This window comes from Solwaraspora sp. WMMD792 (assembly GCF_029626105.1).
GTDB lineage: Bacteria > Actinomycetota > Actinomycetes > Mycobacteriales > Micromonosporaceae > Micromonospora_E.
In genome coordinates, this window is the sequence record NZ_JARUBH010000009.1 from 405,550 (window position 1) to 428,456 (window position 22,907).

General features: G+C 71.4%; 20 protein-coding genes. 12 read left to right on the plus strand and 8 right to left on the minus strand.

All coding sequences use genetic code 11. From position 1 onward, the window contains the following. Positions 1-20: 20 nt before the first annotated feature. The gene (locus O7629_RS03360; protein ID WP_278167428.1) at positions 21-1,199 is read right to left on the minus strand and encodes a hypothetical protein; all 1,179 of its coding nucleotides are present in this window, start codon (positions 1,197-1,199) and stop codon (positions 21-23) included. Positions 1,200-1,645: 446 nt separating this feature from the next. Then, entirely contained in the window at positions 1,646-3,052 is a 1,407-nt protein-coding gene (locus O7629_RS03365; protein ID WP_347403657.1) for a trehalase family glycosidase, read from the minus strand. 248 nt (positions 3,053-3,300) lie between these two features. Between O7629_RS03365 and O7629_RS03370 the strand changes: the two genes are divergently transcribed. Continuing rightward, on the plus strand, positions 3,301-4,035 hold the full coding sequence (locus O7629_RS03370) for an aldo/keto reductase (protein ID WP_278174386.1): 735 nt from the start codon (positions 3,301-3,303) through the stop codon (positions 4,033-4,035). 83 nt (positions 4,036-4,118) lie between these two features. Here O7629_RS03370 and O7629_RS03375 read toward each other — a convergent pair whose 3' ends face one another. Further along, a complete protein-coding gene (locus O7629_RS03375; protein ID WP_278167429.1) occupies positions 4,119-5,243 on the minus strand; it encodes a cellulose binding domain-containing protein in 1,125 nt (374 codons plus the stop codon). Positions 5,244-5,335: 92 nt separating this feature from the next. Beyond that, entirely contained in the window at positions 5,336-6,109 is a 774-nt protein-coding gene (locus O7629_RS03380; protein ID WP_278167430.1) for an IclR family transcriptional regulator, read from the minus strand. A gap of 64 nt (positions 6,110-6,173) precedes the next feature. Between O7629_RS03380 and eda the strand changes: the two genes are divergently transcribed. The 4 genes from eda to ctaD all read left to right on the plus strand — a co-directional run bounded on the left by eda (position 6,174) and on the right by ctaD (position 11,309). Beyond that, positions 6,174-6,872 (plus strand): bifunctional 4-hydroxy-2-oxoglutarate aldolase/2-dehydro-3-deoxy-phosphogluconate aldolase, encoded by a 699-nt coding sequence (gene eda / locus O7629_RS03385; RefSeq protein WP_278167431.1) that lies wholly within the window; start codon positions 6,174-6,176, stop codon positions 6,870-6,872. A gap of 89 nt (positions 6,873-6,961) precedes the next feature. Then, positions 6,962-8,089, plus strand: coding sequence for a sugar kinase (locus O7629_RS03390; RefSeq protein ID WP_278167433.1), 1,128 nt, complete (start codon positions 6,962-6,964; stop codon positions 8,087-8,089). Between the two features lie 177 nt (positions 8,090-8,266). Then, positions 8,267-9,382 carry an FAD-dependent monooxygenase gene (locus O7629_RS03395; RefSeq protein WP_278167435.1) on the plus strand — a complete coding sequence of 372 codons (1,116 nt, stop codon included), beginning with the start codon at positions 8,267-8,269 and terminating at the stop codon, positions 9,380-9,382. 166 nt (positions 9,383-9,548) lie between these two features. After that, positions 9,549-11,309, plus strand: a complete 1,761-nt coding sequence (gene ctaD / locus O7629_RS03400; protein WP_278167436.1) for a cytochrome c oxidase subunit I — start codon at positions 9,549-9,551, stop codon at positions 11,307-11,309. 142 nt (positions 11,310-11,451) lie between these two features. Here the strand turns inward: ctaD and O7629_RS03405 are convergent, their stop codons facing one another. The 4 genes from O7629_RS03405 to O7629_RS03420 form a co-directional block, all read right to left on the minus strand. Next, positions 11,452-12,648 (minus strand): MFS transporter, encoded by a 1,197-nt coding sequence (locus tag O7629_RS03405; protein WP_278167437.1) that lies wholly within the window; start codon positions 12,646-12,648, stop codon positions 11,452-11,454. A gap of 81 nt (positions 12,649-12,729) precedes the next feature. Then, the gene (locus O7629_RS03410; RefSeq protein WP_278167438.1) at positions 12,730-13,314 is read right to left on the minus strand and encodes a nicotinamidase; all 585 of its coding nucleotides are present in this window, start codon (positions 13,312-13,314) and stop codon (positions 12,730-12,732) included. Between the two features lie 78 nt (positions 13,315-13,392). Further along, a complete protein-coding gene (locus tag O7629_RS03415) occupies positions 13,393-14,682 on the minus strand; it encodes a nicotinate phosphoribosyltransferase (protein WP_278167439.1) in 1,290 nt (429 codons plus the stop codon). Continuing rightward, positions 14,679-17,354, minus strand: a complete 2,676-nt coding sequence (locus tag O7629_RS03420) for a LuxR family transcriptional regulator (RefSeq protein ID WP_278167440.1) — start codon at positions 17,352-17,354, stop codon at positions 14,679-14,681. Before O7629_RS03420 ends, O7629_RS03415 begins: the two co-directional genes overlap by 4 nt. Before the next feature lie 173 nt (positions 17,355-17,527). Between O7629_RS03420 and O7629_RS03425 the strand changes: the two genes are divergently transcribed. From O7629_RS03425 to O7629_RS03455, 7 genes are all read left to right on the plus strand, one after another. Then, positions 17,528-19,054 (plus strand): hypothetical protein, encoded by a 1,527-nt coding sequence (locus O7629_RS03425; RefSeq protein WP_278167441.1) that lies wholly within the window; start codon positions 17,528-17,530, stop codon positions 19,052-19,054. 49 nt (positions 19,055-19,103) lie between these two features. Further along, complete coding sequence (gene clpS, locus O7629_RS03430) at positions 19,104-19,394, plus strand: ATP-dependent Clp protease adapter ClpS (RefSeq protein ID WP_278167442.1); 291 nt, start codon at positions 19,104-19,106, stop codon at positions 19,392-19,394. After that, a complete protein-coding gene (locus O7629_RS03435; protein WP_278167443.1) occupies positions 19,391-19,900 on the plus strand; it encodes a DUF2017 domain-containing protein in 510 nt (169 codons plus the stop codon). The genes clpS and O7629_RS03435 overlap by 4 nt, the downstream gene beginning before the upstream one ends. An 89-nt stretch (positions 19,901-19,989) precedes the next feature. Further along, positions 19,990-20,481 (plus strand): M67 family metallopeptidase, encoded by a 492-nt coding sequence (locus tag O7629_RS03440; protein ID WP_278167444.1) that lies wholly within the window; start codon positions 19,990-19,992, stop codon positions 20,479-20,481. Positions 20,482-20,542: 61 nt separating this feature from the next. Beyond that, complete coding sequence (locus O7629_RS03445) at positions 20,543-20,860, plus strand: MoaD/ThiS family protein (RefSeq protein ID WP_278167445.1); 318 nt, start codon at positions 20,543-20,545, stop codon at positions 20,858-20,860. Positions 20,861-20,870: 10 nt separating this feature from the next. Next, complete coding sequence (locus O7629_RS03450; protein ID WP_278167446.1) at positions 20,871-21,836, plus strand: pyridoxal-phosphate dependent enzyme; 966 nt, start codon at positions 20,871-20,873, stop codon at positions 21,834-21,836. 260 nt (positions 21,837-22,096) lie between these two features. Further along, positions 22,097-22,843: an MBL fold metallo-hydrolase gene (locus tag O7629_RS03455; RefSeq protein ID WP_278167447.1), complete on the plus strand. Its 747-nt coding sequence runs from the start codon at positions 22,097-22,099 to the stop codon at positions 22,841-22,843. Positions 22,844-22,907: the final 64 nt, after the last annotated feature.

A 22,907-nucleotide genomic window follows, 5' to 3' on the forward strand; every position in this document is an offset into this window, starting at 1 on the left:
GTTTTCCCCGGATCCGGAGCCTATCGAGCAGCAACGGTCGGCCCCCATCGTCCGGTGCCCGGGGCAGCGGTGCCGGCGGGCGAGCCGCCGTGCGCCGTCGGGTCGAGTTCCGGCCAGCGGGTCGGCTGGTCCGCCGTGTCCGGCCGGGGCTCGGCCGGTCCCGGCGGGTGGCCGGTCCCGGCGTGGCCGGCCGCACCGGTGCCGGGCTGGCCGGCGGCCGACGCGGGCTGGCCGAGGTAGGCCATGACCATCGGGGCTACGGCCAGGGCGAAGGCCACGACGAGGGCGCCGACCGAGGCCCACTGGCCGCGTTGCAGGGCGCTGATCCGGTCGGCGATCAGACCGTCCAGCTCGGCGAGCATCGTGCCGGCGAGTTCGGCCGCCGCCACCTGGGCGTCGCCGCGGAGCCCGATGAGCGGATCGAGATCGGGCAGCGCGGCCCCGCCGCCCGGTGTGTCGGCCCCGCCCCCGGACACGACGTCCGCGGTGTTCACCGCGGCGGCGGCCGCGGCGAGGGCGTCCATGCTGCGTCGGAACCGGTCGACCTGGGTGAGCAGGTTGCTGCTCATCGTCCGGCTGTCGGTGCTCTCCACCGCGGCCTGGACGTTGTCGGCCAGGTCGTTGGCGGGGGAGAGCACGTCGCTTGCCGCGCTGATCAGCTCGACCAGCGCCAAGGGCCGGTCCTGCGCCGGCCGGGTGGGCAGCAGCACGGCGAGGTCCGCGAAGCGTCCGGTGGCGACGATCGCCTCCGGCAACTCCTCGGCCGCGCCGTCCTGCAGGTGGTAGGCGTCGCCTTCCGGATCCCTGATCAGGTTCGAGCTCTCCCGCACCCGGTCGTACTGGGCCAGCAGCAGGTCGGTGGCCTGGCGGTACGCGTCGAAGGCTTCGGCCGGCCGGCTGAACTGCCGGTCCGACAGGGATTCCACGGTGGAGCGGAGCGTCGCCCACCGTTGCTGGGCCCGTAGTGACGCGCCGATCCGCTGGTCGACCTCGGTGACCGCGTCGAGGGCCCGGAGCAGCGCCTCGTCGTTGACCGGCTGACCGGCGACGGCCGCTGACTGCGCGTCTACCAGGGCCACGGTCAACTCGTTGAGCGCGCCGAGATACGCCACGCCCTCGCGTTCGTGTTCGGCGAAGGCGATGTCCGCCGAGGTGCCGCGCCACAGCTGCGTGAACAGCACACAGACGGGTACGAGCATCAATACGGTGATGGCTGATCGGAGCAGTGCCCCGTCGAGCCATCGCTTCCGGCGTACGGCGTCCTGTGCGGGTCGCCGTACGGCATTGTGTGCAGGTTGCATCGCCCACCCCCCTGGCGGTAGCAGCGAATTACGGCGGACAGCGTCGAGTGCGCAGGATCGCGTCGTTCGTGCGGCCCGCCGGCAGGGAAAGATAAATGCCCTGCCGGCGGGCCGGAACCATCCGTGAGGCCGCCAGTCGCGCACCGTACGGTCGACTCGACCGTACGGTGCGAAGACAGCTACGAGCAGTGACAATCCGTCGTTCAGCAACCGTTTTCTGTCTGATTTGGGCCTTATGTCAGAATCAACGGTATCTGCGGGTGGTCAGCCGAATGGGTATTGGTATCGGGCAGACTGTCGGATCGGCGCTGGTCGACACGGCTTACCCTACTACCGGGTAACGGCTAATCGACCGGACCGCTGACCGGCGGAACCGTCCCTTCGCCAAGCAGATCGAGCACCAGCGCCGCAGTCCAGCTGAAAGCCGCTGAGCCGACCCCGTCGCCGGTCTCCGGGTGGAAATACTCGTAGTAACCGGACCGGCGGACCAGTTCCAGCATTGCGTCACGCAGCGTTTCGGCCTGATCCAGATGGCCGTGCTCCCGAAGTCCCCGGCGGAGCAGCCAGTTGATGTTGATCCACACCGGTCCGCGCCAGTAGCGCACCGGGTCGAAGTCGGCAGCGGACCGGTCGTAGCTGGCCACCGGCATCGACGCGGACAGCCCGAACCGGTGCGACTCGGCCGTCGCCACCAACGCCGCGACTCGGTCCGGCGGTAGGTCGGGCAGGATCAGCGGGACCAGCCCGCTCACGCAGCGTGCCGGACTGAGCCGTCCGGTCCGGACATCCCGGGCGTGGTACATGCCGGTCTGCGGGTTCCACAGTTGGTCGTCGACCGCCCGGGTGATCCGCGCGGCTCGGTTCAGGTGGACCGCCGGGTCGGCGCCGATCACGGCGGCGATCCGGGCGAGCGCGTGTTCGGCGGCGGCCAGCAACGCGTTGAAGGTCGGACACTCGACCACGAAGTCGTGGCGGGCGGCGAGCTCGTCGTCCCGGTAGCCGCCGTCGCGGTACGCCAGCGCCAGCGCGACGAACCGGGCGTAGTCCTCATCGGTCGGCCGGTGGGCCGCCGCGGCCACCCGGTTGTCGTGCCGCTGCCGCCCGACGAGCACGCCGAGGTCGGCCGGTACGGCGGCCAGCGCCGCGTCCCAGGCCGGGCTGTTGTCCAGGCCGGACTCCCAGGGGTGCACGATGCTGGCCAACCCGTCCCCGCTGGCGTCGCGACAGCTCGACAGATAGTCCTGGGCGGCGACCAGCCGTGGGTAGAACCAGCGCAGCTCAGCTTCTGCCTGCGGCCCCGGCGCCCGTTGGTAGATCTCCCAGACCGCGAGGGCGTGGGCGGGTGGCTGGACGATGCCGGTGCCGTCCGGGTGTCCGGGACGGCGCAGTGGCACCTGCCAGAAACCCGGTCCGGGAAAGTAGTCGCGTTCGGCGACGTCGGGATCGAAGACGATGTGCGGGACCCGTCCGTCCGGCCACTGCGCCAGGAACAGGCTGCGCAGGTCGTGCCAGGCCCGATCGGGGTCGATCCGGGCCAGGCCGATCGCGATGAACGCCGCGTCCCAGCTCCATTGGTGCGGGTAGAGGGTGCGCGACGGCACGGTGTGGTTGCGCGACCAGTTGGCGTCGAGTACGGCTCTGGCCATGTGCCACAGGTCGGCGGGCGTGCGTTCGGTGAGTTGTCCGGCCGGCGGCCGGTCCGCGACCGGGAGGCTCGCCATGGCCGTGTGGGCGGTGCTGATACTGCTCATTCTTCCGTCCTGGTCAATCTCCTGCCGGGCCGTCGGCCAGGCAGGAACCACCGCCAGCGGTGGGGTGGTAACGACGAATGTACGCGCGGTGAACAGCATGTGCCCTTGTCGTAGACGGCGGTAGGGTCTGTCGGCTACCGGACGATGAGTCGTCCGGTCAAGGAATACGGGCAGGTCGAAGGGGGTAGGCGGGGAGGATGGCAACGCATGGTGAGCAAGCTGTGGCAACTTTGCCGTCCGGGGCCGGGATGCCGCTGCTCGGGTTCGGCACCTGGCAGGCGTCGGGCGACGCCGGGTACCGGGCGGTCCGGGCGGCGTTGGACGCCGGCTACCGGCACGTCGACACCGCCACGATGTACGGCAACGAGGCCGAGGTCGGCCGGGCGATCAAGGACAGCGGAATCGCCCGAGACGAGATCTTCGTCACCACCAAGCTCCCGCCCGAGCGGGTCGGACAGGAGGCGGAGACGCTGGCCGCGAGCCTGGCCGCGCTGGGCACCGAGTACGTCGACCTGTGGCTGATCCACTGGCCACCGGCCGGTGGCGCCGGCGTGCCGACCTGGCGCGAGTTCGTCGCCCACCGGGACACCGGTGCGGTCCGGGCGATCGGTGTCTCCAACTACGGCCTCGACCAGATCGACGAACTGACCGAGCGGACCGGGGTGGTGCCGGCGGTCAACCAGGTGCCGTGGGCACCGGCGATGCATGATCCGCGGACGGTGGCCGAGCACCGCGACCGCGGGGTGGTACTGGAGGGGTACAGCCCGTTCAAGAACACCGACCTCGCCGACCCGGTGCTGGCACGGGTCGCCGCCGCCCACCAGGCGAGCCCGGCCCAGGTGGTGCTGCGCTGGCACATCCAGCACGGCATCGTGGTGATTCCGAAGTCCGTCACGCCGGAGCGGATCCGCACCAACGCCGACGTCTTCGGCTTCACCCTCTCCGCCGACGAGATGGCCGCAGTCGACGCCCTGCGCGACTGAGGCCACGATGCCCCGGGGCGGTGCGGGCCGGCCGCGGTGGGGGGCCTCACCCCCCACCGCGGCCGGCCCCGGCGTTTTGCGGATCAGCCGGTGGTGCAGGTGGTGCCGTTGAGGGTGAAGCTGTTCGGTGAGGAGTAGCTACCGCTGTAGCTGGCCTGGTAACCGAACGAGGCGGTCGCCCCAGGGGCCAGCGTGCCGTTCCAGCCCACGTTCCGAGCGGTCACCGACGATCCGCTCTGGGTGACGGTGGCGTTCCACGAGTTGCCGACCGTCTGCCCGCCCGGCAGTTGGTAGGCCAACGTCCAGCCGTTGATGGTGCCGCCACCGGTGTTGGTGACGCGTACGTCGGCGGTGTAGCCGTTGTTCCAGGTGTTCGCCGTGTAGCTGACCCGGCACCCGCCACCACCGGGCGGCTGACTGGTCGGTGGGGCGGTGGTCGGCGGTGCGCCGCCGGTGGAGACCGAACCGGAGAAGGAGTTCACCCCGAGGCCGACGCCGCCGTTCCACGGCTCGAAGCCGGCCTGGACGCTGGTCAGGTACCAGGAGTTGGTGATCTGCCCCCGGGCCCGGACGTCGGCGATGAAGTCGAGCACGTTGAAGCTCCAACTGGTGATCGACGACGGGGCCAGGTAGGACACCACGTTGTTGGAACCGTTGCTGCCGGTCCAGACCTGCCAGCTGCGGCCGGCGACGGTGGCGTTGCCGACCGGTGATCCGATCGGCTGGATGGAGCCCTGCCGGTGAAACCAGATCATGATCTCCATCTGGCTGACACCGTTGGTGCGCGGGGTCGGGTCGAGCCAGATGTCGTACGAGGCGTTGTACGTCCCGTTGCCGACGTACTGGTAGTTGATGCTGGTCGGTGCGTTGCTGATCCGGCTCACCTGGACCGGCAGGTTGGTGCCGGGGGAGCAGTTGGTGTAGTGGCAGCCGTAGAAGATCGACGGGTACGACACCGGTGCGCCGTTGGTCGGCGAGCTGCCTTGCTGCGAGGTCACCGAGAAGCCGGTGTCGGTCACGTTGATGCACTGTTCGGCGGTGGTGCCCCAGCGGTTGTTCTGCACCACGTAGCGACCCTGGATGGTGGTGCTGCCGTACTGTTCGCAGATTCGCGTGTCGGCCTGGGCTGGCGTAGCGGCGACCACGGTGACGAGGCCGCCGGTGAGCAGCAGTACGGCTGCGGCGGCGGCGCGGATCGGACGTCTCATGGTTCTCCTTAGACCGTGGAGACGGCGGGTAGGAACCAACGTCGCGGGAGCGCTCCCATCACGGTAGATCACATCGACGTGCATGAAAAGAGTCAGTGGGAGATCAGCCCGCGGGCGGCGGCCACCTGGTCGGCGGCGGCCCGCAGCGCCTCGACCATCCGGGCTTCGCCGGCGGCGTCGATCCGGTTCGCCGGGACGGACAGGCTGATCGCGTCGCCGGCCGGCCGGCGCAGCGGCATCGCCATCGCCAGGCAGACGATCCCCTCGGTGTTCTCCTCCCGGTCCACGGCCCAGCCCTGGGCGCGGACCTCGGCCAGGGCGGCGTGCAGGGCGGCCGGGTCGGTGATGGTACGCCGGGTCATCCGGCGCAACGGCCAGCTCAGCAGCTGGTCGACGGTGTCGTCCGGATGTTCGGCGAGCAGCGCCTTGCCCAGTGCGGTGGCGTGTGCCGGCAGGTGCCGGCCGATCGCGCTGTACAGCCGCAGCGGGTGCACCGACTCGCGCTTGGCCAGGTAGACCACGTGCGGGCCGTCCAGCCGGCCGAGATGGACGGTCTCACCGAACTGCCCGGCCAGCGCGTCGAGTACGCCGTCCAGCAGGCTCACGGCGTTGTCGGCGGCCAGGTACGCCGCGCCCACCTGCAACGCCCGTACGCCCAGGCCGAACCGGGTGCCGGTGGGATCGGTCTCCACCCAGCCGCGATGCATCATCGTGCGCAGGATCCCGTGCAGGCTGCTCTTCGGGATCTGCAGGATCCGCGCCAGTTCGCCGAGTGATCGGCGGTCGGGGGTGGCGGCCAGCGCCTCCAGTACCTCCAACGTCCGGCCGGCGGACTTCACCGGCTGGAAACCCTCCTGCGCCGCCATGGCGGTCACTCTAACCAGCGCCGCACCGGTTGACAGCGATGCGCCACCGAGTATGGTCACGTACGTGACCGATGTTCATGATGCTGAACGTGAGTCAACCGGCCGCGAGACCGACCGGGGCGCGCACGACGGCGGCGACGTCGTCTCGGTGATCGGTGCGGGGCGGATCCTTCCGGTGGTCGTCCTGGCCGATCCGGCCGGTGCCGCGCCACTGGCCGAGGCGCTGCTCGCCGGCGGGCTGCGTACCGCCGAAGTGACCTTCCGTACCCCGGCGGCGGCGGACGCCATCGCGGCGATGGCCGGGCACCCCGGCATGCTGGTCGGTGCCGGCACCGTGCTCACCGTCGAACAGGTCGACCGGGCGGTCGACGCCGGCGCCCGGTTCGTGGTCAGCCCTGGTTTCGGACCGGCCGTCGTGCGCCGCTGCCAGGAGCTCGACCTGCCGGTCTTCCCCGGGGTGTCCAGCGCCACCGAGATCCAGATGGCCCTCGACGCCGGGCTGGACACGGTCAAGTTCTTTCCGGCCGAGCAGCTCGGCGGGGTGGGCATGGTGTCCGCGCTCGCCGCGCCGTTCCGGTCGGTGCGGTTCATCCCGACCGGCGGGGTGAGCCCCGCCAACGTCGCGGACTACCTGGCCCACCCGGCGGTCCTCGCCGTCGGCGGCACCTGGATGGTCGCCCCCCGCCTGCTCGACGCCGGCGACTGGGCCGAGGTGACCCGGCTGACCGGGGCCGCGGTCGCCGCCGCCCGTGCCGCCGACTGACCGGCCCGACCCGGCGTGGAACCGACCTTGACCAGGACCGGTTCGACCGCGATCAGGACCGGTCCGACCGTTGACTGAGGAGTCGTGAGATGGCCGAACAGCACCCCGCCGACCGCGCCCCGCTGCACCCCCGGCCGGCCGCCGACTGTCGCTACGACCTGATCTCGCTCGGCGAGGTCATGCTGCGGCTGGACCCGGGGGAGGGACGGGTGCGCACCGCCCGCAGCTTCCGGGCCTGGGAGGGCGGCGGCGAATACAACGTCGCGCGAGGGCTGCGCCGCTGCTTCGGCCTGCGTACCGCGGTCGTCACCGCGTTCGCCGACAACGAGGTCGGCCGCCTGCTGGAGGATCTGGTGCTGCAGGGCGGCGTCGACACCGCCTACGTGCGCTGGCTGCCGTACGACGGGATCGGCCGGACCGTCCGCAACGGGCTCAACTTCACCGAGCGCGGCTTCGGGGTGCGCGGCGCGGTCGGCACCTCCGACCGGGGCAACAGCGCGGCCAGCCAGCTGCGCCCCGAAGACGTCGACTGGGACCACCTGTTCGGCACGCTCGGCGTGCGTTGGCTGCACACCGGCGGCATCTACGCGGCCCTGTCGCCGACCACGCCGGACACGATCGAGGCGGCGATGACGGCCGCCCGCCGGCACGGCACGATCATCTCCTACGACCTGAACTACCGGCCCAGCCTGTGGAAAGCGGTGGGCGGACAGCCCCGGGCGCAGGAGGTCAACCGGCGGCTGGCCGGCTACGTCGACGTCATGATCGGCAACGAGGAGGACTTCACCGCGAGTCTCGGGTTCGCCGTACCGGACACCGACGAGAGCCTCACCGACCTGGAGGTCGCCAACTTCCAGCGAATGATCACCGAGGTGACCGGGGCGTACCCGAACTTCAAGGTGGTGGCGACGACGCTGCGTACGGTGCGTTCCGCGACGGTGAACGACTGGGGTGCGGTCGCCTGGTCGGCACCGACCGGTTTCGTGTCCGCCACCCACCGGCCGGGCCTGGAGATCCTGGACCGGGTCGGCGGCGGTGACAGCTTCGCGTCCGGCCTGGTCTACGGCCTGTTGGAGCAGGGCGACCTGGCCGTCGCGGTGGAGTACGGTGCCGCGCACGGAGCGCTGGCGATGACCACCCCAGGGGACACCTCGACGGCCAGCCTCAAGGAGGTGGTGGCGCTTGCCGGTGGCGGTGGGGCGAGGGTGCAGCGCTGAGGGTCCCGCCGGCACCGCTGAGCCGTTAAGATTTCCACCAGTGGATGTTGACCGGCGCCGTGGCGGGTGGCATTCGCGGGGAGCAAACAGGGCGGGATGGGCCTACCGCGGGCGGTGTTGCTGGCAGTAGTCTCTTGGCTTCAATGAGTGTCTATTCCCCCGGAGGCGGCGCGGACCATGGCTCAACCACCCGTGCGCGTGCTCGTCGTCGGTGCCAGCGTCGCCGGGCTGGCCGTCGCCCGGGCGCTGCGGCTGGCCGGCATCCGGCCCGATCTGGTGGAGAAGCTGGCCCCGACCGTCGTCGCCGGCGCCGGGATCTTCCTGCCCGGCAATGCCATCCGCGCGCTGCGCGAGCTCGGGCTGGACAATCCGTTGCGCCCGCTCGGCGCGGTGATCCGGCGGCAGCGGTTCCTCGACGCCACCGGCGCCGAGCTGTGCTCGGTCGATCTGGAACAGCTGTGGCAGGGCGTCGGGCAGTGTCGGGTGCTGCCCCGCGCGGACCTGCACCAGGTGCTGCTCACCGGCGCCGGCGGGGAGGTGCGGTACCACACCGAGGTGTGTGACGTGGAGGTTGGCGACGAGACCACCAAGGTCGCCTTCGGCGACGGCTCCTACGCCGAGTACGACCTGGTCGTCGGTGCGGACGGGCGTCGGTCAGCGGTCCGTCGACTGGCCGAGATCGGTGGCGCGCCGCACCCGGTCGGCCAGATCGCCTACCGCAGCGTGGTCAGCGGCGGTCCGGAGATCACCGAGTGGACCGCACTGCTCGGGCAACGGTCCGGCATCGCGCTCGCCCCGATGGGCTACGGCCGGGTCTACCTCTACGCCGACGAGCCGCTGCCGGCCGGCTCCGCCCCGCCCGCCGACCCGTTGGTCCGGCTCCGCCAGCTCCTCGGCGACTACGGCGGGCCGGTGCCAGCGGTCCTCGACGCGGTGGAGAAGGTACAGGTGGCCGTCACCGACGAGGTGGAGCTGGGCGGCTGGTCCCGAGGCAACGTGGTGCTCGTCGGGGACGCCGCCCATGCGACCGCACCGACCCTGTCCCAGGGGGCGGCGATGGCGTTCGAGGACGCGCTGGTCCTGGCCGAGGAGCTACGTGCCGCGCCGACGGTCGTCGAGGCGCTCGCCAGGTACGAGAGCCGGCGTCGGCCGCGTACCCAGTGGGTGCTGGACCGGACCCGGGACCGGGACCGGACCCGCGACGTCGCCCCGGTCCTGCGCGACCCGGTGCTGCGGGCCAAGGGCGGCACGATCTTCCAGGAGCACTACCGGTTGCTCGTCGACCCGGTGTGACTCGACCCGGTGTGACTCGCCCCGGTGTGAACCGTCCGGCAGCCCGCAGCGGTGCAGGCACCCGGCGTGCGGACCGGCGGTGAACGGGGACTATCCTGCCTGCGAGGCACGGCCAGCGGATCATCAACCCGGGCGCCGTGGGATTGACGAGAACCGGAGGCCATTCGTGACCACCGTCGCACCGAAGCCGATCGCCAGCCGGCCCTTCCCGGTCCGCAGGCCGGTCCGCGGCTCGGCCATGGCGCGGCTGCTGCGCACGACCGACGCGAAGCAGATCGGGATCATGTACATGATCACCGCCTTCGCGTTCTTCATGATCGGTGGCCTGATGGCTCTGATCATGCGTGCGGAGCTGGCCCAGCCGGGGATGCAGTTTCTCTCCCCGGAGCAGTACAACCAGCTGTTCACCATGCACGGCACGATCATGCTGTTGTTCTTCGCGACGCCGATCGTGTTCGCCTTCGCCAACTACGTTACGCCGATCCAGATCGGTGCGCCGGACGTTTCCTTTCCCCGGCTGAACAGCTTCGCCTACTGGCTGTACCTGTTCGGTGGCACTTTGGCGATGGGTGGCTTCCTGACCCCGGGCGGCGCCGCCGACTTCGGCTGGTTCGCGTACACCCCGCTGAGCAGCGTCGAGCACTCCCCGGGCGTCGGCGCCAACATGTGGATCGTCGGACTGGCGATCTCCGGTCTGGGCACCATCCTCGGCGCGGTCAACATGATCACCACGATCCTGACCCTGCGCGCGCCGGGCATGACCATGTTCCGGATGCCGATCTTCACCTGGAACATCCTGGTCACCAGCCTCCTGGTGATCATGGTCTTCCCGCTGCTGGCCGCCGCGCTGTTCGCGCTCGCCGCCGACCGCATGCTCGGTGCCCACGTGTACGCGCCGGAGACCGGCGGGCCGCTGCTGTGGCAGCACCTGTTCTGGTTCTTCGGCCACCCCGAGGTGTACATCGTCGCGCTGCCGTTCTTCGGCATCATCAGCGAGATCATCCCGGTCTTCTCCCGCAAGCCGATCTTCGGCTACAAGGGTCTGGTGGCCGCCACGATCGCGATCGCCGCGCTGTCGATGAGCGTCTGGGCGCACCACATGTTCGCCACCGGCGCGGTGCTGCTGCCCTTCTTCAGCTTCCTGAGCTTCCTGATCGCGGTGCCGACCGGCATGAAGTTCTTCAACTGGATCGGCACCATGTGGCGGGGGCAGATCAGCTTCGAGACGCCGATGCTCTGGTCGATCGGCTTCCTGGTCACCTTCCTCTTCGGCGGTCTGTCGGGTGTCCTGCTGGCCAGCCCACCGATCGACTTCCACGTCTCGGACTCGTACTTCGTCGTCGCCCACTTCCACTACGTGCTGTTCGGCACGATCGTGTTCGCGGTCTTCGCCGGCATCTACTTCTGGTTCCCGAAGTTCACCGGACGGATGCTCGACGAGCGGCTGGGCCGGGTGCACTTCTGGCTGACCTTCGTCGGCTTCCACACCACCTTCCTGGTGCAGCACTGGCTCGGTGCCGAGGGCTTCCCCCGCCGGTACGCCGACTACCAGGCGATCGACGGCTGGACCACACTCAACATGATCTCCACGGTCGGCTCGTTCGTCACCGGCATCTCCACCCTGCCGTTCCTGTACAACGTGTGGAAGTCGTACAAGGCCGGACCGCTGGTCGAGGTCGACGACCCGTGGGGCCACGGGAACTCGTTGGAGTGGGCGACCAGTTGCCCGCCACCGCTGCGCAACTTCGACCGGATGCCCCGGATCCGCTCCGAGCGACCGGCGTTCGACCTGAAGTTCCCGGAGCTGGCCGCCGGCCACCACTCGGTCGCCGGCCCGCCGGAGGGCGGTGCCAAACCGCTGACCAGCGAGTCGGACGGCGGTGCCACATACCAGGAGGACACCGCCAGCAACGTCGACCGGCGCTGACCCACTGGCCGGCGCTGACCGAGCGGCCGGCATTGACCCACTGGCCGGCGCTGAACCACTGGCCGGCGCTGACCCACGAGCGACCTACGACGCGGCCCCGGGCGACATCGCCCGGGGCCGCGTCGGGTGTTCGGGCAGCCCGTCACCGCGGTGCCGGCACCCGGTCCGGCACCGGCCGGCGGCGCCACCGCATCGCGACCATCGGCAGCGCCAGCAGCAGCCCCGCCGCACCGATCGCCACGAACCCCCACGTCGGCGTACTGGCGTCGATCACTGCACCGGTCAGCGGCGCCCCGACGGCCATGCCCACGGTCAACGCCGAACCATGCAGACCCATCGCCTCGCCGCGTACCGCCGCCGGGGCCAGCCGGGCGACCGCGTCGGACGTGGCGGCGATCGTCGGCGCGCAGAGCAGCCCGGCCGGGGCCAGGGCCAGGGCCAGCGTCCACCAGTGCCCGGCCCCGAGCCCGACCGGGACCGTGGCGGCGGCCAGCGCGACCATCAACCAGACCGGCGGCACCGGATGCCGGGTCGCGCCGTAGGCGAACCCGCCGACCAGGGAGTACGCCCCCCAGCCGACGAGCACGACGCTGGTCCAGGCCAACTGGTCGCTCTCCCGCAGGGCGGCGATCAACGCCACGTCGGTGCCGCCGAGCACCAACGTCGACGCCGTGCCGACCGCGAGCACCCCGAGTAACTGCGGGGTCAGCCAGTCCCGGCGGGCGATCCGAGCGCCAGTCCGGTCGGCTTCCTCGTGCCGGGCCCGGATCGGCGGGTCGACGACAAACAGCGCCAGCCCGGCGGCGACCAGGCCAGCGCCGACCGCGACCATCGCGATCCGGGGGGAGACCGCGGTGGCGAGCAGCACCGCCAGGGCCGGTCCGACCATGAAGGAAAGCTCGACCGACATCGAATCCAGGGCGTACGCCGGACGGCGCTGCTCCGCCGGGACCAGCGCGGCCAGCGACTGCCGGATCACCGAGAACACCGGCAGGCTGAGCAGGCCGGCGACGACCGCGGCGACCAGCAACGCGGGGTACGGCAGCGCCTGCGCCACGGTCCAGAAGACGCCCTGGGCGGCGACCGAGACGGCCAGCGCCGGACGTAACCCGCGTCGGTCGACCAGCCGACCCAGCAGCGGTGCGCCGATCGCGGCCCCGATGGTCAACGCGGTACCGGCCAGACCGGCGGCGGCGTACCCTCGGCCCAGGCCCAGCACCACGTACAGGGTCAGCGCCACACCGGCGGCGGTGTTCGGCATCCGGGCCAGCACCGACAGGGCGAGCAGCCGGGCCACCCCGGGCAGCGCGAGCGCCTGCCGGTAAGGAGTCAGATTCATCGGCGGTGTTACCTCCGGCAGGCATCCTGCCCGCCGGGTACGACACCGGCCAGCCGATATCCGGGCCGCCTGTCCGGCGGGTCAGGCCGGACGCAGCACCGGGGAACCGGTCAACGTCACCCCGGCGGCCCGCATCGCGTCCACCGCCACCTCGGTGGTGTCCCGGGCCACCCCGGCGGTCAGGTCGAGCAGCACGGTGGTGTCGAAGCCGGCCCGGGCGGCGTCCAGCGCGGTCGCCCGTACGCAGTGGTCGGTGGCGATGCCGACCACGTCGACCCCGGTGATACCGCGTTCCCGCAGCCAGTCGGCCAGGCCGGTGCCGTCGTCGCTGTGGCCCTCGAAGCCCGAGTAGGCCGCCGCGTACTGGCCCTTACGGAAGACTGCCTCGATCCGATCGGTGGCCAGCCCGGGATGGAACTCGTCCCCGCCGGTGCCCACCACGCAGTGCGCCGGCCAGGTGTCGACGAAGTCCGGCGGGTCGCCGAAGTGCGCGCCGGGGTCGACGTGGTAGTCCTTGGTCGCCACCACATGCCGCCACCGCTGCTGCGGTGCCTCGGCGACGGTCCGGGAGATCGCCGCCGCCACGTCGGTGCCGCCGCCCACCGCGAGCGAGCCACCTTCACAGAAGTCGTTCTGTACGTCAACGATGATCAGTGCCCGGTGCATGCTCGTCGTCCTCCTGCTACTGACTTCTGAACGGTCGGTTACCGGCCGCTACCGGTCGCGCCGGTCGCGGCCCGGCGGTCACTGGTCGGCGGGCACGACGGTCACCGGGATGGCCGGATCTCCGGCGGACAGTTTCAGCCCTTCCCACGGTATCGAGATCAGGCAGCGGCGCAGGTGCTCGCGGGACTCGTCGAGGGTCGGCCGGGTCAGCGCCTCGCCAGCGGCGACAAAGGACCGTTGCAGCACCCGGTCACCGTTGGCCCGGTCCGGCACCCCCTGCGAGACGACGATCTCCTCGATGGCGGTGCCGGTCGGCTTGTGCCGGCGTACCGCCACCTTCCGGCCCCCGACGGTGGCCTTGTTCTCGGAGCGCTTGACCACCGGCCGGCCGTCGACCTCGACCAGCTTGTAGACCAGCCGGGCGGTCGGCGCGCCGGACCCGGTCACCACGGCGGTGCCGGCACCGTACATGTCGACCGGCTCGGCGGCGAGCGAGGCGATCGCGTACTCGTCGAGATCACCGGAAACGATGATCTTGGTCTCGGTGGCACCGAGCGAGTCGAGCAGCTCCCGGGACTGTTGCGCCAGGACCGACAGGTCACCGGAGTCGATCCGGATCGCCCGCAGGTCCGGCCCGGCGACCTCGATCGCGTTACGGATGCCCTGGCTGATGCTGTAGGTGTCGACCAGCAACGTGGTGTCCCGCCCGAGCGTGGCCACCTGCGACGCGAACGCCGCCCGTTCGTCGTCGTGCAGCAGGGTGAACGCGTGCGCCGAGGTGCCCGCCGTCGGGATGCCGTACCGGGCACCCGCCGCCAGGTTGGACGTGGCCGCGAAACCGGCCAGGTACGCGGCCCGGGCCGCCGCCACCGCCGCCTCCTCGTGGGTGCGCCGCGAACCCATCTCGATCACCGGCCGGCCGCGGGCGGCGGTCACCGCCCGCGCCGCCGCCGCCGCGATCGCGCAGTCGTGGTTCAGCACCGACAGCACCAGAGTCTCCAGCAGGACGCACTCGGCGAACGTGCCGGAGACGGTGAGGATCGGCGAGTTCGGGAAGAACAACTCTCCCTCGGCGTACCCGTCGACGTCCCCGGTGAACCGGTAGTCGGTCAGCCACTGTGCGGTGCCGGCGTCGACCACCGCGCGGTCCCGCAGGTGTCGGACGGTCTCCGCGTCGAAGCGGAAGTCCCGGATCAGGTCGACCAGCCGACCGGTGCCGGCCACCACACCGTACCGGCGGCCGGTCGGCAGCCGCCGGGCGAAGACCTCGAACACGCAGTGCCGGTGCGCGCTGCCGTCAGCCAACGCGGCGGCGAGCATGGTCAGCTCGTAGTGGTCGGTCAGCAGAGCAGGGCTGGAGCTGGTCACCTGGCTACTGTACGGCCGCCCGGCCGGTGCGGCCCGGCCTGGCCCGGTGGCCCCGGCTCGTCGGGCAGGGCGCGCACCGCCTCGGCCAGCTCGGCACGCCCGGTCACGCCGAGCTTGCCGTACGCCCGTTGCAGATGGTTCTCCACGGTGCGGGGCGACAGGAACAACCGCTGGGCGATCTCCCGGCTGGCCACGCCGGCCGCCGCCAGCTTCGCCACCTGGTGCTCCCGGCCGGTCAGGTTGGGCTGGCCGGCCAGCAACGCCGGGGTACGCACGTCGACGCACTGGCCGAGCGACCGGCCGAGCAGCACGTTGGTCTGCCCGGTGACCGGCGACCGGGCCAGCCGCTGCCGCCGTACCGCCATCGCGGCGGACTCGGCGGCGAACAGGTGCAGCCCGAGGCCGGCGAAGCCGCTGGCGGCGCGCAGCAGGGCACCGTACGGTCCGTCGGCGGCGCCCTGTGCCTGGCGCAGGACCAGCGGCGGCAGTGGGCCTTCGACCACCTTGGCGAGCTCGGTCAGCCGGTCCACCGCCAGGTCGGCCCGGTCCAGCCGGACCAGGTCGTGCAGCACCATCACCTCGTGGCCGGCGAAACCGTCGGTACGCAGCCGGGCCGCCAGCTCCCGCAGCATGCCGACCGCGCCGGTGACGTCCCCCTCGGCGACCGTCACCCAGCAGCGCGCCTGTTCCCGCCACGGGTACAGGATGGCCATTCCGGGTGTCTGCGCCCGGTCCGAGTCGGCCATCGCCGCGGCGGCCTGGGCCGCCTCGCCCCGCAGGGCGGCCGCGTGTGCGCGTTCGGCGTGGGCCAGCCCGGCGTACACCCGGCCGGTGGCCAGCGTGGCGCACGCCTGCAGGCTGTGTCGCAGCGCGTCGTCGAGCCGGCCGCGCAGCCGGGCGGCCTGCGCCCGGATCACCGACAGGTATCCGGACCCGAGCCGGAAGTCACCGGCGTCGGCCAGGTCGGCGAACTCCTCGGCGACGATCGCCTCGATCCCGGCCAGGTCACCGGCGAGCACCAGCCGGGTGCCGCGGGCGAGTTCCAGCGCCAGCTGCAGGTAGGGAAGTTCGGTACGCCAGTGCGGCGCGTCGGCCTCGACCCGGGCGATGGCCCGGCCGCTGCCGGTCAGGTCGCCCTGTGCGGCCTGCAGGTGGGCGATGGTGCACTGGGCCAGCCCGTGGGCGGCGTGACTGGCCGCCGGCCGGTCGAGTACGGCGCGGGCCAGCCGCAGCGCGGCGTCACACTCCAGCCGGTGCAGCCGCATGATCGCCTCGAACGAGTCGACCCGGACCCGCTCGGCCGGGTCGGTCAGCTCGCGGGCACCGGCCGCCAGGTCCTCTAGCGTCGACTCGTTGCCGAGCCCCCAGTAGGCAACCAGTCCCAGCACCATCAACCAGCGGCTGCGTCGTTCGTCGGTGGTGACCTCGTCGCGGACCGCCTCGATGGTGGCCAGGGCCCGCTCCGGCTCGTCGCGGAACATCAGGATGGTCGCCCAGAGCTCGGCGGCGTCGAACCCGCCGCCGGCGTCGAACGCTCGGGCGGCCAGCCGGTCCGCCAGTGGGACGTCGTACCCGGCGAACGCCCGGCCGGCCGCGCTGAGCAGCATCGCCGGGTCGTCGGCGGTGTTCGACTCGAGCCGCCAGACGGCGACCCGCAGTAGATCCTCCCGGCGGCGCGCCCCTACTCCGTCCACGAGCGAAGCGAGCTGCGCCTGCAGCCGCTGCGCCCGGGTGACCGGGCACCGGCGGCGTACCACCTCGCCGTACAGCGGATGGGCCATGTGCACGTCCTGCCGGCGGTCGGCGACGTCAACCCGGATCAGTCCGCGTTCCTCGGCGGCCTCCACGTCGGCGTGCCGGCTGGTCCGCAGCAGCAGCCGCAGCCCGATCGGCTGGCCGAACGCCACCAGCTCGACGACGCCACGGACCGGCGGGCTGAGCTGGCCGATCCGGGTGTCGATCAGGTCAGTCAGGCTCGGTGCCAGCTCCAACCGGCCGGTCCACCGCCACACCCCGTACGTCTGGGTCAGCTCCTGCCCGGACTGGGCGGCGATGACGAGCTCCCGCAGCAGCAGCGGGTTTCCCTCGGACAGCCGCCACAGCCGTTCGGCCGAGGCCGGGTCCAGCGGCCCACCGAGCAGTTCCATCAGCAGGCCAGTGCTGTCGACGACGTCCAGCGGCGCCAGCTCGTCGTGTACCACCAGATCGTCGGCCCACAGTGCCCGGATCGGCAGCGGCACCGGCTCGCCGCGAAGCAGCGTACCCAGCACAGTGGCCTGACCGGAGCGGGCGATCAGGTTCGTCACCGCCGCCGAGGAGGGGTCGAGCAGATGCGCGTCGTCGATGGCGAGCACGATCGGCCGGCCCGCTGCCCGTTGTCGCAGCGACTCGACGGCCCACCGCAGTAGCGCCGAGGGGGACAACCCGGGTGGCTGGTCCGCCGGGAGCACCTGGGCGAGGCCAGCGAACGGTAGGCCGGCGGCGCTGACGCTGCCCGAGGCGAACCAGACCGCGTACGTCTCGGTCGGCAGTCTACCTACGACTTCACGTAACAACCGGCTCTTGCCGATCCCGGCGGAGCCACTGAGGATCAGGCCGCGACCGCCGTCGGTGGCGGCGGCGAACAGCCGGTCGAGCTCTTCGGACCGTCCCACGAAGCTCCACAGGCCCATGGCAGGGGAGCATATAGAACGGTTGCCAAGGGGGAAGGGCCGGTCACGGATCGCAGTTGAGTATGAAGTGTTCGATCAGTTGAGTAGCGATAGTCGTCGCTGCGTAAGTGATTGTGCACGTAGCGTCGGTGTACTGGTATTTCGTGGCGATGACGCCCGAAGGAGCTCATCTTGTGGAGTCCGTGACAGTACCGTCGAATCGCCCGGCCACCCGCGCCGCCGCCCGCGTTCCCCGGCAGCGCAGGCAGCCGCGCGGCCCGGGTGACCTGGCTGTGGATTTGCCGATGGCCGCCCCGGTGCCGCCGCCCCCACCGGCCGACGAACCGGTCGCGGCCGTCGTGGTCGGAGCCGCCGCCAGTAGCCGCTCGGCCGTACTGACCGCGTTTCTCGACGGTGAATCGCTGCCCGACCTGCGTCCGCCCGAGAGTTTCCTGGTCGTCCGGCACGGTACGGTCGAGCGGATCGCGGCATTTCTGCCCGGCTGGTCGCAGCCATGGATCGTCCCGGCGCGGTCAGCGCGGTCGGCGCGGTCCGGTGCCGGCCTGGCCCTGCCCCGTCCACCGCGCCGGGTCGAGGTGATCCGGCCGGATGCCTCGCTGCGCCGGCTCAGCCTGGTCGATTCGCCCGACCTGGAGACGCTCCGGTCGGCCGGCGCGACGGTGCTGCTCGACGCGGCGGTACGCGGCGGCGCGCTGGTCTTCGTGGTCGGTGCCGGGCCGCCGCCCGGGCAGATCGAACACGAACTGCTACGCCGGGCGCTGGGTGCCGGTGTCGCGGTGTTCGTCGCTATCACCGCGGCCGGCGTACAGAGCGCGGGCGAGTCGTTCCAGCGGGCGGAGCTGCTCGCCGCTGTTCCGGAGCTGGAACAGGCACCCTGGCATTCGGTCGACGCGGCAACCGGCGATGCGGTGTTTCTCCGCCGGGAGGTGACCGACTGGGCAGCCCGGGAGGCGCTGCACCGGGCCGGCGCCGGTCTGGCCGATCAGCTGGCGTTCGACGAGCCACTGACACTGCCGTCCGGCGGGCCGGCAGTCGACTGGTCCGAGCGGCTGGACCGGGTGGTGCGACGGATCGGCCAGCGGGTGCGGCACACCCTGGCGATCGAGTTGGCCAACCTGCACCTGGCTGCCGTCCGCGAGCTGTTGTTCGGCGGTGGACCGGCCGGGATACCCGGCTTCCTGGACCGCGAGCTGCTGACCCTGTCGTTGCACGCCAGCGCGGCCTGTGCCGTGGGCGTGGACGACGCGGTGGACGAGGTGGTCGAGCAGGTGTTCGGGTCCGACCCGGCACAGCGGCTCGGACCGCTGCTGCGCGAGCAGCTCCGCGGCCGGCTGCTCGGGGATCCGCCAACGGCGGTCGCGGAAGGACTCCTGACGACCGCCGCGGGCCGGTGCGAGCCGGTGCCATCCACCGTCGCCGGGCCGTCCACCGTGGTGGTGGATGTCTTCGCCGCGTACCCGGTGCAGCGGTCCCGGTGCACCGTGCCGCCGATCGGCGTCGCGCTCGCCGCCGACTGCTGGCATCCGCGCGGTGGACCTTCCGGGATGGCGCCGGACCAGGCCCGGTCCTGGATCCAGCAGGCGCTGCGGGCGGTGGAGATCGCGCTGTCCCAGGAGATCGCGTTGCGGTTCGCCGCGGTACGGCGTGGCCTGGCCAACCTGTTGGCTGATGCGATCGACAGCGGCGACGCGCCGGGCTGACCGCGGTGGGCGTTGTCCGCCCCGGCCCCACCGGTGGCACGATGGGGGAATGGCGGCTCCCCAGGTTGCTCCGGTCGAGACGCCGGACACGGTCGAGATGCCAGGTGACGAACGCCTGTGGGTGACCATCGTCTGGGACGATCCGGTCAACCTGATGACGTACGTGACCTGGGTCTTTCAGAAGTTGTTCGGGTACAGCCAGGCCAAGGCGGAGGAGTTGATGCTCGACGTGCACAACAAGGGCCGGGCGGTGGTGTCCAGCGGGGCCCGCGAGCGGATGGAGCTCGACGCGTCCCGGCTGCACGCCTACGGGCTCTGGGCGACGGTCGACCGGGCATGAGCATGTTCCGGCGCCGCAACGGGCGCGTCGTCGCCGTCTTCTCCCCCGACGAGGTACGGGTGTTGCGCAAGGTCGCCGGTGAGGTGGTGGGCCTACTCACCGACGGGTTCGAACGGGACGACCCAGTGGTCGACCGGCTGTTTCCGGACACCTACCCGGACGATCCGGCGAGCTCGGCGGAGCTGCGGCGGTACACCGAGAGCGACCTCAAGACGGCAAAGATCGACCAGGCGGGCGCGGTGCTCGCCGCGTTGCCGGCCGACGCCGACGACACGGGCGCGGAGGTCCGCCTGGACGGCGAGGCGGCCGAGGCGTGGCTGCGCGCGATCAACGACGCCCGGCTGGCGATGGGCGTCCGGTTGCAGGTGCGGGCCGACACCGATCTCGGCGCTGAGCTGGCGGCGGCCGAGCGGGACGATCCGTCGTCGAGCCGGCTGTTCCAGCTGTCGGTCTACGCCTATCTGGGCTATCTGCAGGAGTCCCTGCTCGGCGCGTTGCTCGACTAGCGTCGACGAGTGTCGACGAGTGCGGCCAGCGTGACGACCGCCACGGGCCGGCCGGGCCGGAGAAGCGGAGAAGGCGGTAGGCTGGGGTGGTGCTGAGCATCGACCGGTCGATCATCGACGCGATCGTCGCCCATGCCCGCCGGGACCACCCCGACGAGGCGTGCGGCGTCGTCGCCGGTCCGGCCGGCTCGGACACGCCGACCCGGCACATCCCGATGCAGAACGCGGCCCGCTCGATGACGTTCTACGAGTTCGACTCGATGGAGCAGTTGCATCTGTGGCGGGAGATGGACGACCGGGACGAGGAGCCGGTGGTGATCTACCACTCGCACACCGCGACCGAGGCGTACCCGTCCCGCACCGACGCGGCGATCGCCGGCTGGCCCGAGGCCCACTACCTGCTGGTCTCCACCCGTGACCCGGAGGTCACCGAGATCCGGTCGTTCCGCATAGTGGACGAGGTGGTGACCGAGGAGCCGGTCAATCTCATTGACGCCGGTGTCGACCCGCACGCGGTGCAGTCGTACCTGTTCGGGCAGACCCCGACCACGGTCGACTACGAGTGTTCGTCCGGCCGCTGACCCCTGGCGCCGTACCGCACCGCAGTCTGGTCCGACCTACCGTTGCAATAGGAGCACGTCAATGTCTATCGAAGTTCGCGTCCCCACCATCCTGCGCAGCTACACCGGCGGCGCCAAGGTCGTCGAAGGCAACGGGGACACCCTCGCCGCCCTGTTGGACGACCTCGACGCCAAGCACTCCGGCCTACGTGGCCGGCTGGTCACCGACGAGGGCAACCTGCACCGGTTCGTCAACATTTACGTCAACGACGAGGACGTCCGGTTCCTCGGCGCGCTCGAGGCCAAGGTCGCCGACGGGGACACCGTGACGATCCTGCCCGCGGTTGCCGGCGGCGCGGGCGACGTCGCCTCGGCCGCCACCAGCACCGTCAGCGGCTGAGCGGCCCGCCATGACGCGCTACGACAGTCTGCTCGACGCGTGTGGCGGCACCCCGCTGGTCGGCCTGCCCCGGCTCTCCCCGGTGGTGCCCGACGGGGCACCACCGGTACGGCTGTGGGCCAAGCTGGAGGACCGCAACCCGACCGGCAGTGTCAAGGACCGGGCGGCCATGTTCATGGTCCGCGCCGCCGAAGAGGCCGGGCGGCTCCGGCCCGGGGACACCATCCTCGAACCCACCAGCGGCAACACCGGCATCTCACTCGCCATGGTGGCGAAGCTGCGCGGCTACCGGCTGGTCTGCGTGATGCCGGAGAACGTCTCCGCCGAACGGGTCCAACTGCTCCGGATGTACGGCGCCGAGATCATCTTCTCGCCGGCCGCCGGCGGCTCCAACCAGGCGGTGGCCACCGCCAAGCAGATCGCCGCCGAGCACCCCGACTGGGTGATGCTCTACCAGTACGGCAACAGCGGCAACGCCCAGGCCCACTACGAAACCACCGGGCCGGAGCTGCTGCGCGACCTACCCACGGTCACCCACTTCGTCGCCGGGCTCGGCACCACCGGCACCCTGATGGGTACCGGGCGCTACCTGCGGGAGAAGGTCGACGGCATCGAGGTGGTCGCCGCCGAGCCCCGCTACGGCGAGCTGGTGTACGGGTTACGCAACATCGACGAGGGCTACGTGCCGGAGCTGTACGACGCGAACGTGCTGACCCGGCGGTTCTCGGTGGGTACCCGCGACGCGGTGCTGCGGACCCGGCAGCTGGTCGAGGTGGAGGGGCTCTTCGTCGGCTTCTCGACCGGCGCCGTACTGCACGCCGCGCTCGCCGTCGCGCACGAGGCGGTCAAGGCCGGCCGCCGCGCCGACGTGGCGTTCCTGGTCGCCGACGGCGGCTGGAAGTACCTCTCCACCGGTGCGTACGGCGGCACGCTGTCCGACGCAGAGGAAGCGCTGGAAGGTCAGCTCTGGGCCTGAGTCGCACCGGTCGGCGCGGTCTGCGGCCTGCTGCTCCGGTGCAAATGATTGGTTGCGCTATGGGCGATCCTGGGGCGGGTTGTCGAAGTCGCTCCAGTTGTTCGCGCTTCGGTGTCACGTTGACGACAAGTTGCAGCGGATCTTTCATTCCGCCGCTGGCTGCGGCGTAGGCTGCCGAGCGTGGCAGAGCCGCTGGTGGAGATCTTCGATGGCATGAACGGCGCATCGCCGGTGTCTCACCGCGACCGTGGGAACAGTTGATGCGTCTGACCGTACTCGGCTGCGCCGGGAGTTTCCCCGGGCCCGAGGCCGCCTGTTCGGCCTACCTGATCGAGGCGGACGGGTTCCGCCTGCTCGTCGACTTCGGCTCAGGTTCGCTGTCCGCCCTGCAGCGGTACGCCGGCCTGCACGCGGTCGACGCGATCCTGCTCACCCACCTGCACTGCGACCACATGCTCGACGCCTGCACCTACGTGGTGGTGCGGCGCTACGCCCCGGACGGCCCGTACCCGCCGCTGCCGGTCTACGCCCCGGCCGGCGCGCCCGACCGGATCGCCACCGCGTACAACATCAGCGGCGAGCCGGTCGACGACGTCTACACCTTCTACGGACTGCAGCCCGGCAGCTTCCCGATCGGCCCGCTGCAGGTCACCGTCGACCGGGTCAACCACCCGGTGGAGACCTACGGGGTACGCGTGGAGCACGGCGACCGGGTGCTGACCTACTCGTCGGACACGGCACCCTGTGAGGCGCTGCTGCGGCTGGCCCAGGACGCGCACGTCTTCCTCTGCGAGGCGAGCTACCTCGACGGGGTGGACAACCCGCCGGACCTGCACCTGACCGGCCGGGAGGCCGGGGAGGCCGCGACCAAGGCGGGGGTCGGCCGGCTGCTGCTGACCCACCTGGTCACCGCCTGGGGCAGCGAGGCGTCGACGTTCGAGGCGGCGGCGTCGAGCTTCGACGGGCCGGTCGAGATCGTCCGGGCCGGCGCCCGTTACGAGGTCTGACCGGCAGACATCGGCCAACCGCTCTCTTGCCGCAGAGTTCGCCCGCTGGTCAACGCGGCGTAGC